This window comes from Proteus sp. G4415, assembly GCF_963896075.1.
GTDB lineage: Bacteria > Pseudomonadota > Gammaproteobacteria > Enterobacterales > Enterobacteriaceae > Proteus > Proteus mirabilis.
Genome location: NZ_CAWQOK010000151.1, coordinates 1 through 13,320, shown reverse-complemented (window position 1 = coordinate 13,320; position 13,320 = coordinate 1). Strand labels below are relative to the sequence as shown.

13 protein-coding genes are annotated in these 13,320 nt (G+C 34.3%); 9 read left to right on the top strand and 4 right to left on the bottom strand.

Features of this window, described 5'->3' with window-relative positions:
• The first annotated feature begins 336 nt into the window (after positions 1 to 336).
• The 9 genes from AACU95_RS16915 (at position 337) to AACU95_RS16875 (ending at position 8,123) form a co-directional block, all read left to right on the top strand.
• Positions 337 to 621, top strand: a complete 285-nt coding sequence (locus tag AACU95_RS16915; RefSeq protein ID WP_004247348.1) for a helix-turn-helix domain-containing protein — start codon at positions 337 to 339, stop codon at positions 619 to 621.
• A gap of 144 nt (positions 622 to 765) precedes the next feature.
• Entirely contained in the window at positions 766 to 1,326 is a 561-nt protein-coding gene (locus AACU95_RS16910; RefSeq protein WP_004247349.1) for a fimbrial protein, read from the top strand.
• A gap of 188 nt (positions 1,327 to 1,514) precedes the next feature.
• Positions 1,515 to 2,087, top strand: a complete 573-nt coding sequence (locus AACU95_RS16905; protein WP_036919880.1) for a fimbrial protein — start codon at positions 1,515 to 1,517, stop codon at positions 2,085 to 2,087.
• Positions 2,088 to 2,147: 60 nt separating this feature from the next.
• Entirely contained in the window at positions 2,148 to 4,670 is a 2,523-nt protein-coding gene (locus AACU95_RS16900) for a fimbria/pilus outer membrane usher protein (RefSeq protein WP_110144404.1), read from the top strand.
• A gap of 35 nt (positions 4,671 to 4,705) precedes the next feature.
• Positions 4,706 to 5,437: a fimbrial biogenesis chaperone gene (locus tag AACU95_RS16895; protein WP_004247352.1), complete on the top strand. Its 732-nt coding sequence runs from the start codon at positions 4,706 to 4,708 to the stop codon at positions 5,435 to 5,437.
• A gap of 31 nt (positions 5,438 to 5,468) precedes the next feature.
• Positions 5,469 to 5,897 (top strand): hypothetical protein, encoded by a 429-nt coding sequence (locus AACU95_RS16890; RefSeq protein WP_004247353.1) that lies wholly within the window; start codon positions 5,469 to 5,471, stop codon positions 5,895 to 5,897.
• The gene (locus tag AACU95_RS16885) at positions 5,890 to 6,423 is read left to right on the top strand and encodes a fimbrial protein (RefSeq protein ID WP_004252417.1); all 534 of its coding nucleotides are present in this window, start codon (positions 5,890 to 5,892) and stop codon (positions 6,421 to 6,423) included. The genes AACU95_RS16890 and AACU95_RS16885 overlap by 8 nt, the downstream gene beginning before the upstream one ends.
• A 20-nt stretch (positions 6,424 to 6,443) precedes the next feature.
• A complete protein-coding gene (locus tag AACU95_RS16880; protein WP_036900794.1) occupies positions 6,444 to 6,959 on the top strand; it encodes a fimbrial protein in 516 nt (171 codons plus the stop codon).
• A 12-nt stretch (positions 6,960 to 6,971) separates the two neighbouring features.
• Entirely contained in the window at positions 6,972 to 8,123 is a 1,152-nt protein-coding gene (locus AACU95_RS16875) for a hypothetical protein (RefSeq protein ID WP_004247356.1), read from the top strand.
• A gap of 118 nt (positions 8,124 to 8,241) precedes the next feature.
• Here the strand turns inward: AACU95_RS16875 and AACU95_RS16870 are convergent, their stop codons facing one another.
• The 4 genes from AACU95_RS16870 to speFL all read right to left on the bottom strand — a co-directional run bounded on the left by AACU95_RS16870 (position 8,242) and on the right by speFL (position 13,099).
• Positions 8,242 to 8,934 carry a TetR/AcrR family transcriptional regulator gene (locus AACU95_RS16870; RefSeq protein WP_074561801.1) on the bottom strand — a complete coding sequence of 231 codons (693 nt, stop codon included), beginning with the start codon at positions 8,932 to 8,934 and terminating at the stop codon, positions 8,242 to 8,244.
• 129 nt (positions 8,935 to 9,063) lie between these two features.
• Positions 9,064 to 10,392: a putrescine-ornithine antiporter gene (gene potE / locus AACU95_RS16865; RefSeq protein WP_004247370.1), complete on the bottom strand. Its 1,329-nt coding sequence runs from the start codon at positions 10,390 to 10,392 to the stop codon at positions 9,064 to 9,066.
• A 63-nt stretch (positions 10,393 to 10,455) separates the two neighbouring features.
• On the bottom strand, positions 10,456 to 12,618 hold the full coding sequence (gene speF, locus AACU95_RS16860; protein ID WP_017827582.1) for an ornithine decarboxylase SpeF: 2,163 nt from the start codon (positions 12,616 to 12,618) through the stop codon (positions 10,456 to 10,458).
• Positions 12,619 to 12,991: 373 nt separating this feature from the next.
• Positions 12,992 to 13,099, bottom strand: coding sequence for a leader peptide SpeFL (gene speFL / locus AACU95_RS16855; RefSeq protein ID WP_107034653.1), 108 nt, complete (start codon positions 13,097 to 13,099; stop codon positions 12,992 to 12,994).
• Positions 13,100 to 13,320 lie beyond the last annotated feature (221 nt).

Here is a 13,320-nt window from a genome sequence, read left to right as displayed (position 1 = left end):
GTGGAAAGCTTTTATAAATAAATTGGTATTGGAATTAAATTTATTTAAAAATGAGTAAAATCACTTCTAAAATTAAAGTTAAATAAATCAATTAAGTTGATTTTGGTTTTTGTCTAACGTGTTGATATTAATGTTATTTTTTGTGAATTTTGGGAGTTTTGTAGTTTTTTTGCTAACACGCATTGTAATAACTCATGTAGCATTTATTGCATCAACAACATTGCGAAACAAAGTTAAAAGTTAGTTTTAATAAAATACAATCATAAAGCAGTAACTGGCATGCTCGTATTTTAGCATGATATATCCCATTTTTATAAAGCTAATAGAAAATAGATTATGGAAAGAGAAAAATACGAAATTGATAAAACTTACGATACTAAAGCTATTCATCAATACTTAGGGAAAGAGATCCGTTCAAAAAGAAAAGCGATAGGACTAACAGGTGAAGATTTAGCTAAAAAGTTAAATGTCAGTCAACAGCAGGTATCTAGATATGAAACAGCAGAGTCAAAAATAAGCTTTGAGAAGCTATTGTTAATATCTGATGTTCTAGATCTTAATATTCAATATCTATTAAAAGTTATCATTAGTGATAAATTTAAAATTATTTCTGATGATTAGCTTTAAATTAAATTCTATGGACAAGATTTCAATATGGATATTTATATTTTTAATAGGGATGCGTGAATAAGGATATTCTTTTATGAGATAGCCTATCTCAATGTCGGTAAATACTAAAATAGTCAAATATAAAGGAAATGATGTATGAAATTTAATAAAATAGCATTAACTGTTCTATTAGCTACTTCCGCTATTTCTTTAAATGCTATGGCTGATAATGCTAATACAGGTGTTATCACATTTACGGGTTCTGTTGTAAATACGCCTTGTAATATTGCTCAATCTTCACTGAAACAAACAGTTGAGTTTGGCCAACTTTCTCGTAAAGCCTTAGAAAGTGGTAAAATGGTTGAGGCTGATTTTGATATTGAATTTACAGGTTGTGATTTTACTAATTTTGGTATAGATGCCACTAGTGGTAAGCCTGTTCCGGTTAAATCAATGGAACTTGTCTTTACTGGACAAAATTATGCTGATACAGCAAATACATTATTGGCTACTTCTGCTGGTAATACAAATAACTTGGGAATTTTAATTGATGGTTTTGAGTTTGGAAAAGCAAAAGATGTTTTACCAAGTATTACAAATCTAAAGGGTGATAATGTATTAACCTTTAAAGCTCTTGCTAAAGCTGTTGATGCAAGTAAAGATGTTTCTGAAGGTAAATTTAGTGCAATTTCTAATTTCCGTATAACTTATCAGTAATATGAATTAAATTGACTGTTAGTAAATATAAATGCTGGCAGTCAATTTTATCTCTTGAATAAGAATTTTTTAATTTATTATTTTTCATATTAATTTCGTTGGTTTTATTTTATATATCAATGGGTTTTTATTAACTTAGAAATAAACCAGCTAAAGCTGAAGATTCTATTTATATAATGGAGAAGAAAGTGGCTATTTATCGACGTATAGGATTGCAAGTAATTAGCAGTCTTTTGTCACTTATTTCTAGTACAGCATTGGCTTTCGATCCTAAAGTTATTGAGCATGAAGGAAGTACTTATCTAGTGGGTAGTGTTATCTCAACTCCTTGTTCTATTGTAATGTCAAATCGTTATCAAACGGTTGATTTTTCTTCTTTAACTTTAGCTATGTTATCAAGCAAAGAAAAACGCGAACAGCAGACTTTACCATTTGAAATAGAACTTCGTGACTGTGGCAGCATTTACACGTCAATTGACAGCAAAACATGGATGATACGTTTTGATGGACAGAGCGTAAGTAATATCAATGCATTTATCTTGCAAGGCACATCTAAAGGTTTAGGGGTTTCTGTTCTAGATAATAATAAAAATGCATTAATACCAGGAGAAACATATCCTTTATTCGATAGCGTATTACGACAAGATAAATCGGGACAAATCCTCTATCTGCGTTACTTCCTTAGGCTAGAACTCACCGGAGAACCTTTACGAGCTGGAGATTACCAAGGACTGGTTCGTTTTTTTATCCATTATCAATAAAGGTAGATGCATTTTCTTAGGCTCTAATGAATAAAGTATTTTATTACCTCTAGGATGGGGATGGTGAATAGTATGATATTTGAACTCAATCAGTTAAGGCAAGTCGTATTATTGACAATGAGTATTAGTGTGTTTTCTGCTTATGCTACAGAATTCAATATCGATGTGTTAGATGCAGAAGATATACAAAATATCGATATGAGCCAATTTTCCATTGCTGGCTATGTTCCCCCTGGTGATTATGTATTAACAGTTTTTGTTAATGGACAACGTTTAGGTGCACCTCGCGATATCACGGTTCTAGAGCAAAAAACGCAAACACAAGCTATCTGTATACCTGCTGACTTACTTGATTCTATTGGTTTAAAAGAGTCTGTAAAACCAAAAGTGACTGTATACCCTAATAGTCAATGCCTTGATCTTTCTGTTTTGAAAGGAATGCAAACAGTTATTGATCTCCCAACACTATCACTCAAAATAACGATCCCCCAATTATGGATGGAATATAGAGATCCTTATTGGACTCCTCCTGCATTATGGGAAGAAGGAATTAATGGTGCTTTCCTTGATTACAGCGCTAATGTTTCAATCACCGAAGAAAAAGAGGGGGATAAACGTACTTATTTGTCCACTAATGGTACTGCGGGTATTAATTTAGGTGTTTGGCGCTTTCGTGGTGATTATAGTGCCATCTATCAAAAAAAGCGGGGTGGCAGACAATCACAAGAAATACACGATTTTGATTTTAGCCGTCTTTATGGTTTTACCTCCTTGAAAAAATTTGCTTCAATTTTAACTATTGGAGAAAATTATTTTTACTCAGATGTTTTTGAATCATGGCAATACAGCGGTATTTCATTAGAAAGTGATGATCGCATGCTACCTCCCAAATTAGTGGGGTATGCACCAGAGATCACAGGTGTAGCAGATACCAATGCAACAGTGATTGTTCGTAGCCAAAATCGAGTGCTCCTTGAAACAACAGTACCCCCTGGACCATTTCGTATTCAAACTTTAGATAGTGGTGTTCGAGGGATACTCGATATCACAATCCGTGAAGAAAATGGAGAAGAGAAAAAATTTAGTATCAGTACTGCCTCATTACCTTATTTAACTCGCCCTGGCCGTCTGATCTATAAATTAGTGATGGGTAAAACTCGTTATGATGGACATCATTTAACAGGTAAACCCGTATTCAGTGGTGAATTCTCCTATGGTCTATCTAATGCTTGGTCGTTATATGGGGGAACACAATTTAACAGCGATTATCAGGCAACGGCGATTGGTATAGGACGGGATCTATTTTCTTTTGGGGCATTATCACTTGATATTACTCAGTCTTTTGCACGTTTTACTGATAAAAAAATAAAAGGGCGTTCTTATCGTCTTAATTATGCAAAATCTTTTGATGCACTACGCACGGATATTACTTTTGCTGGGTATCGATTTGCTGCTAGAGATTATCGCACATTAACTCAGTTTATGGATCAACGTCGTACTGGTTATGATATTCGCTCTCCAAAAGAGAACTATCAAATTTATATAAACAAGTATTTTGATAATTTTAATATATCACTAAATTATCAATATAGTACCTATTGGCAAGATAAACCTCAAACACAATATGGTTTATACGCAAGTACTAATATCAGTATTCCAATGTTATCTCAGCAAAATGCGAATATATCTTTATCAGCAACCAGAACTGAACGAGATAGTGGTTATCAAGATGATGCTATTAATCTGTATTTAACAATACCATTATATAAAGGCCATAGCATTTCATTTTCTGAATCATATTCTCGTATTGGTAAAAGTAATCAATATAGCCATAGAGCAAGTTATAGTGGTTATAGTGATCGCGATAATTATAGTCTGAATGTGGGCTATAGTCATGGAGAAGAAATTGATAGCCAATCAAGTATCAGTGGTTATTATTCTCGCGACTTTTCTCAAGCTAACTTATCTGCTAACGCAAGTTATGTACCACAACAATATCGTAGTGTTGGTGCATCAATTAACAGTGGTATTACAGCTACAACTCAAGGTATTGCGTTGCATCGTTCAGCTAATGGTGATACTCGTTTAATGATTGAAACACCAGGGGTTGGTGATGTACCTCTAGATAGTGGCGTTATCAAAACTAATTACTTTGGACTTGCAGTTATTCCTAATGTTAATAGTTATCGTAAATCTACGGTTTCTATTAATACCAGTCAGCTACCTGAAAATATAGAAACGCTAGAATCAACAACTGATATTACCTTGACTAAAGGGGCGATAGGGTATCGCAGTTTATCAGTAATGAAAGGGGAAAAGTTGTTTGCCATTATATCCCTAAATGATGGTAAGAAACCGCCTTTTGGGGCAAGTGTACGTAATGCGGATAATCGTGAGTTGGGTATTGTTGGTGAAGATGGTGTGACATGGCTAGTAGGCATTTCATCAAAAGAAAAACTATCTGTTTATTGGGCAGGGAAAAAACAATGTGAGTTGTCACTTCCTGAAGATTTAGCATCGCCAACTAGCATGTTATTGCTACCTTGCTCTTCACCTACTATATCAAAAATTACAGAAAATTAATTATTAATTAAATGTTTTATATTGTGAGGTTAGTTATGTTTAATTTTAGTCGTGGGTTATATTGTATTCTTGTTGGGTATTCCATATTTATTTCGATGGCGGCACATAGTGCTGTGACATTAGATAGAACGCGTATTATTTTCCCTGGAACGGAAAAGTCAATTAATATTACTATTTCTAATGATAATCCTGAAGAAGCTTATCTCGCACAAAGTTGGATAGAAGATTTGCAGGGGAATAAATTAACTAAAGGTGCTATTTTAGCAACGCCTCCATTACAGAGAATCGAGCCAAATAGTTATAGTTTAGTTAGGTTAAGTACAACACCAGAATTACATAAATTACCACAAGATAGAGAGTCGGTATTTTATTTTAATTTACGTGAAGTACCACCGAAATCAACAGATGGCAATACATTACAAATTGCTTTGCAATCTCGTGTAAAACTATTTTATCGTCCAAATAGTATTTTATCTGAAGCAGAAACTAAATGGACACATAAAGTAACATTAACCAAAACGGCTCAAGGCTACCGAGTTAATAATATAACGCCTTTTAATTTAACAATAATTGGATTTGGAAATAGTAAAGCAGCCGCTGAAAAAAATCCTTTTGATGTTGTCATGGTGCCACCTAAATCGACTCATGATATTGCGTCTTCTATATTATCTACACCTTATCTTACTTATATTAATGATTATGGTGGTAAACCATCGTTGGTATTTCGTTGCCAAGGTGATACCTGTGTGGTAACTGGTGAACAATAATTCTTAACAATATTGGAATATAGGAAAAGTAATGAGTAAATATCACGTTTTTAAAATAGCCAAATGGTTCAAAGTGCTTTTACTCATTGTTGGCTGTGCATTCAGTCAATTTATTATAGCCGAAAGTTCTATCGTGAGTACTACGACAAAACAATCAGTTTATGAGCCATTACATCAAGGAGTAGTTCAAGTGAGAGCCACTCTGTTTAATGCGCCTTGTAATTTATCTTTTGATAATAATTTAAGTTTGATTGGATGTGGAGCTGGAAAAGATTATCGCACCATAAACTTATTTGATGTAACAGCAAATACTCCTGCAAGTATTCGTTATTATGATATACAACGAAGGCTATTTTCTGAAGATTATTCACTTTCATTACACAATGGCAATAATCCAATATATTTACCCACCTTAATGAAAGATCAACATATATTACGTTTAGAGGTAAGTTATGAATAAGATGGTGAAATTTCTAGGGCTTATTTCTTTAACAATATGTAATTGGCAGTCTCAAACATTAGCGGCCAATAATTTAGATGTTGAATTTAGCGGTGAGTTAATCAGTGTTGCATGCCAAGTCGCTTCAGAATCAATAAATAAAAAAGTTACTTTACACAATCTACGTTGGCAATTTATTAATGAAAATGAAATTAGTAAAGTGACTCATTTCACGATTGCGATTGATAAGTGTAGTGAAACTGACTTACAGAAAAGTATTAAATTAACCTGGAAAAGTAACGAATTAGTTGATATCGATGGTAATCATTTTCTTATTACTAAAGGGGATAGTGGAGCACTATTAGGAATTATTGATAATAATGGAAGGTCTGTTATATGGAATAAACCGATGACAATTGGAGATGTAAGTGTTGTTGATGGTTCACAACAATTTGAGTTTGGTGTTTTTGTCCGTAAGCCAGCAATAGGAGAAATTAAGATTGGTGAATTTTCCAGTATCGTAACTTTTAATGTGGAGTATGAATAGTGCTAATATGGCTAAATAAAATGAAAAATTTATTGGGTGTAGCTTTATTATTTATTTCTCTAGTATGTAATGCTGATATTTTTATTAATATATCTGCAACAATGGTTGAACCTGTTTGTAATATACGTAGTGAAAATGGTAGTGCTCCATTAAAAATTGGTTTTGATACATTGACGATATCTTCACTGACTAAATCTCCTGTGGTAAAAGATTTTTCACTTTATATATCAGACTGTAATTTTAATAATACATTAGCCATTGTTTTAAACCCAAAAGGAGGAAGTACGCTTTTATATAAAGGAAAAAATATATTAGCAACAAGTACTGATGGGTTAGGTATAGATATTAATGAAGTGACTGGTGGAACTATTCGTTCACTGGAAACAAGTAAAAAGCATAAAATCAATCCAGAACGAATTAATTCAACTCTTTATCGTGTTGACTTACAAGCTCAGTTAGTAAATACAGTGCCTATTAATCAATTAAAACTAGGGAAGTTCAATTCAATAGTTACTATTTCAGTGACTTATAACTAATGGATATTTTTTATGTTGAAACTAATACATAAATTTTCCTCGTGGAAAAAAGAAATAGCATTAAATAATGTAATAATACCTTTATTAAATGACCTAATTTATTTCTTAATATTATTAAGTGTTTTTTTTATTAATTTTATATTTACATCTATTGCTATTGCAGATTATGCGCCAAGAATTCAAGATATAAACACTGGCTATATGATTAAATTGGCAAGTAACAGTCCTATTGCATTAAATCCAGTGAAAGGTACAGATGGTAAAAACTATTATAAAGTTGGTAATACGATTGTGATCAATAATACACCATCTAGTGTAAGTGTATCGGGGATTGTTCAGTGCATCGGGCTTACTTGGGGACATGCTTCAACAAATATTTCTTGGAATAATGCATATCATCGCTTGTTTACATATGTACCTATGGCTGGTACCAATATAGAAGGCCATATGGCATATCGTATTAATAGTAATTTGGTAATGACCATTGATACTCAAATGTTGAATTGGGTAAATATAAGAGGATCTGTTTGTGAACAGGCTACACCAACATTAACTGCTCATGCCAGTGAATTTACTGTACAATTTCCAATCAGTGTGACATTTTATATAAATGATATGGTTATTGATTCTCAGCTACCTATACCTGAAATGGATCTAGGAGGTTATGTTCGTGCATTTACACGATCAGGAACGAGTCCTCCTCAAAATTCTTGGGCATTGAATGATGTCACTGTTCCTATGCGATTAGCAGCATCACAATTAAACGTAACTTCTTCTTGTAAAACAGTAACAAGTACAGGACAAGTAAGTACTTTAAATTTAAAGCATGGGCAACTCAATACATTAAATTATGACAGCTTAGTTACAGAAAGTGTAACTTATAATTGTGTTTTTTCAAAAGCAACAAAAGTGAGATTACGTCTCGATTATATAACTGATAACGATCCTCAAAAAAGATTACCGATGGTGAGTACCCAAAACAGCAATAATAAAATTTATAGTGAATTGACCATGACAGATGAAATAACCGGGCAAAAAGGTAAAGATTTTAAAATTGACATTAATGATTTGAGAACAATTAAGATAACCAGCCATCTTCAAGGAACAAATGCGATAGCTGGAGATTATAAAGGTTCAGCTTGGCTAATCGCTACGTTTGATTGATATATTTATCTAAATAAGGCCTATTTATTATTAGATAAGTAGAGCCTTTTTTACATTTTTTAGAAATTAACTTAATAATAAATTTTTATTGATAAGTTGTTTCTTTTTTTTTAAAAAATTAGTTAGTAAAAGTATTTTTATTAAATAGAATGGGATATTCTGACGCTTGATAATGAATACCAAACATCTGCGCCATAAAAATAGAGATAAATATATCTAGTGGCTGATTAGAGCGGGTTAGTTTTGCTTGCATTATTGCTCCTTGCCAACCCATCCAGAAAAAAATAGCCATTTGTCTACAATCAATGTTTTTAGATATAAACTTATATTTTTGTGCTTCTAGAAGATAATTTTCTACCTTTTTCTGCCATCCAGAAATCACATTATTCAGTATTTTATAATAGCTAATGGGTAAATTAACAATATCTTGTATGAGATTACTTACTAAGCATCCTCGTTGCCAATGATACTTTTCCATTTCTGATTTTATCATGTGACAAAATGCTAATAGTCTTTTGGGGAAAGGTAATGCAGTATAAGACAAATAGTTATCTAGTTGCTTAGAAATAAAGTTGTCATAATGTTGGATGACGACTAAACCAAATTTTTCTTTACTACCAAAGTAATAATAAAATGATCCTTTCGGGATACCAACTTTTTCTAATATCTTACAAATGTCTGAACTGATATAGCCTTTTTCAGCAAACATTTCTATACCACTTTGAATAACTATATTTTTTACATCTGTATTAGGACTATGATTTTTGGGGGGACGTCCTCGTTTCGGTTTGGTAATTTCTGATATCATCATTTTGCTATCTCCACGACAGGGGAGCATACAGGTAGCTTATTAAGTACCTGTCAATGCTGATTATTTTGTTGTGAGAAAAGTCCCTCCCGCTGAAATTTTATGCGGGAGGAATATAACGAATAGCGTGTGTTATTTTGTCATTAGGTCTTGGTTTTGTTTCATTTCAAATCGTGGGGAGACAAAACCATATAGTGTCCATCCCAAGAATGTGGCTAATGCCCCCCACATTACGGCGTCTTCACCAGATGAATACAGAGCATAGAAACTATAAATCGCCCCAATGAATGCGATGATATTACTGGTTCTCGCTTTATGAGGTTCCACTTTGGCGACTTTTTGTAAAATAATCATTGCCGCCATAGAAAGAATGTAAGGAATAATATTAGTCACAACTGCTAGATTGACGAGTACATTAAACTGTTTATTTAATGATGGGCTGATGGTCATCAGTGACAGTGCAGATTGAATAACAACAATAACTAACATTCCTTTTACCGGGGCATCAGCTTTGCTAACTGCAGAAAATATTTTTGGAAAATAACCAGAATCCGATGACGCCTTAAATACTTGTGCGATGGTGAACTGCCAGCCAAGTAAAGATCCACAACAAGACATAATCATTAGCGCCATAATGATTTTCCCAACACCTGGGGTAAACATTTGGGAGAAGGCTAAGCCAAATGGCGCGGTAGAGTTTGCCAGATCCATATTTGGCACAATACCTGCGATAACATTTGTTGATACGATATAAATAACGGCTGCACCTAATGTGCCACCTAATACAGCAATAGGAACGTTCTTTTCAGGATTTTCAACTGCTTCACTATTGGCACAAGCTGATTCCATACCTAAAAATGCCCATAAGGTCATGGCAATAGAAGAGCCTACGGCTTCAAAGAATGGAAAATTATGTGGATTCCAAGAATTAATGTATTGTTCAGGATTGAACCACCACCAGCCAATAATTGAAATACCCACAACAGGGATGATCACCCCCCAGACAGTGATGCTGCTTATTTGTCCGGTGATCCGCGCACCACCAAAATTTGCTATTGTGCAGATCCACAATACAACAATCGTTGCAATACAAATACCTAACGGAGTCATTGTCGCATCCATCAGTTCGGCACCATAACCCACAGCAGAAATTGCGATAGCTACATTGGCAATTAACAGGGAAATACCATAGGTATAATTGGCCATAAAATTCCCCGATTTGCCAAAGGCATACTCGGCATACCCTCCCATTCCTCCGCTACGGCGGCTAAACATACCGCATTTAGCAAATGCATAGGCCAGAGCCATAGAGCCGACTGCAGTGACAATCCAAGATAAAATAGAAATGGTTCCTACTTCGGCTAGCTTGGTCGGTAGCATAATAATACCGGAACCCATCATATTCACCGCAGTTAATATAGTGAGTTGCAATACACTCATTTTATTTTTTGAAGTACTCATCGTTTTACTCTCCGGCTGACGGAGCATGCTTATTCACACTCCGTCACGCATAAATTAATTAACTTAGTGCTTAATTACATAGCCATATGCCCGCAGACGACCGTCCTCATCATTGCGGATATATACACCTTGTAATTCCGGTGAGAATCCCGGGAATAGATTAATTCCTTCTTCTAGCGCTAGAAAATATTGCTGTACAGAGCCACCCCAAATTTCCCCTGGCACTACACACAGTACTCCTGGTGGATAAGGTAGAGCACCTTCGGCGGCGATACGGCCTTCAATTTTTTCCACGGCAACTAACTCCACCTCGCCACGCACAAAAGCGATATTGGCTTCTTGAGGTAACATACTGACTTGTGGGAAATGTGATTTACGGAACATCTCTTTTTGCAGTTGTTTTACATTAAATTTCACATACATATCATGCATTTCTTGGCACAATTGACGGATGGTGTATCCTTGATAACGTGTTTGGTTGGCATGATATACTGATGGAAGTACCTCTTTCAGTGGGGCATCTTGTTCCAGTAATTGTTCAAAGCGAGCAATTTGTGCGACCAGATGCTGCATTTTCGCCATGCTTTCTGCAGGTGTTAGCAGGAATAATATGGAGTTAAGATCGCATTTTTCAGGAATAATGTTATTTTCACGTAGATAGTTCGCCAAAATGGTGGCAGGAACACCAAATGATTCATATTTTCCTGTTTTGGCATTAATACCTGGGGTGGTTAGTAGTAATTTACATGGATCAACAAAGTATTGATTTTTTTCATATCCCTCAAATGAGTGCCAGCGCTCTCCCGGAACAAAATTAAAGAATCGGAGATCATTGGCAATTTCATCAGTATCAAAATCTTCCCATGCACGGCCATCGATAGTTTCTGGAATAAACGGGCGAATATGTTTACAGGATTGCAGGAGTAATTTACGGGTTTCAATCCCTGTTTTTACGCAATTCATCCATAAACGTTTACCTGACTCACCTTCATGCATTTTGGCATTCACATCCAAAGCTGCAAATAATGGGTAGAATGGACTAGTTGAGGCATGCATCATAAAGGCGTTATTGAGACGTTTATGATTTACATAGCGTTTTTGACCTTTAATATGGCGATCTTTTTTGTGGATCTGTGAGGTTTGAGAGAATCCCGCTTGTTGTTTATGTACAGATTGTGTAACTAAGATCCCCGGATCGTTTTCATTCAGTTCAAGTAGAAGTGGAGAACAATCTTTCATCATTGGAATAAACTGTTCATAGCCCACCCACGCGGAGTCAAATAAAATGTAGTCACATAAATGTCCGATTTTATCGACTACCTGACGTGCGTTATATATTGTTCCGTCATAGGTACCTAATTGGATAACGGCTAGGCGGAAAGGGCGCTTTTCATTTGCACGTGTAGGGGCGACTTCTTTGATGAGTTCACGAAGATATTTTTCTTCAAAACAGTGAGCATCAATCCCACCGATAAACCCAAATGGGTTACGTGCAGCTTCAAGATAAACAGGCGTTGCTCCTGCTTGAATTAATGCTCCGTGATGGTTTGATTTATGATTATTACGATCAAATAATACTAGGTCATCTGGTGCCAATAAGGCATTAAGAACGACTTTATTGGAGGAAGATGTACCATTAAGAACGAAATAAGTTTTATCGGCATTAAAGACTTTTGCTGCATGTTGTTGTGCGGCACATGGGGCACCTTCGTGGATCAGCAGATCACCCATAGAAACATCGGCATTACATAAATCAGAGCGGAATAAGTTTTCACCAAAATACTCGACAAATTGGTTACCTAGAGGATGACGGCGGAAAAATTCACCTCCTTGATGCCCAGGACAATCAAAAGCTGAATTTCCTTGTTCAACGTATTTTTTTAAGCTGCCGAAAAAAGGAGGTAATAGACTCTCTTCATATTTTAACGCTGCAGTTTCTAGTTGTTTATTATATAACTCACTATTTTTTTTATTTAAATCAATTACACCAGTTAATCGATTAATAATATTAGCAGGGATAACTTCATCTTTATTAATAACGGCAAAAATAGGCTGTTCAAAGCTATTTTGTTCAATTAAATTAAGCTTTCCATTCTGAATGTCATTAAGTGAAATAATAATCACGGCAACATCAGAAAAATCAGTATGTAGAATATCGACACATTCACGGTGGGTTGAAATATAGTCAGACATATCGTAGCTGACCGCTATTTTATAACTTTTCATTTTTAATACCTTTTTTTGGTAAAAAATTCCCGCTGAAATATTAAGTAAAAATATTTCAGTTTTTTATTTTTATAAATGCGAGTTTTTTCCCTCGATAGAGTGTCGAGTTATAAAAATCACGTTTATATTTATGTCATCACGTATAAAAATAATGTATAGAATGATGGTTTTTATAATTTTAGTAATATGTTTTTAGCAAAATTACCAATAATAAGAACTAATTAACTGCACATTACTATGCATAAAAACCAGGAATATGAATGATCAATAAGAATTCATTATAGTCACATAAAATGTGATTTATAATGGTAAAGAGGTTGACTATCCATACGCTGGTAATATGCAAACCACGTGATGGATGCCAATAGAGAGATTATCTTTGAGCGTTGAAAAGATTAAAATCAAAACATGAACGATGTGAAAACATCATTATATGTGTAATACGTCTTATATGTGGCCAAAATCGATTATTATTTTCCATTTTCGCATCCGTTAATTATTAAGACCTATATAACAACTATAAATTAATATAATTAAACACCCGAATTATACTGTGATATAGATCAAAATATATCATTTTAAGAATGGTTTTGTCTTTAATTAATATGTTGCTTGTTAATTATTTGTTGTTTTGTTTTTAATAAGAGAACTTATAATTAATATAGTCGCTAAGTCTATATTATAAATAGCAATATAATAAAT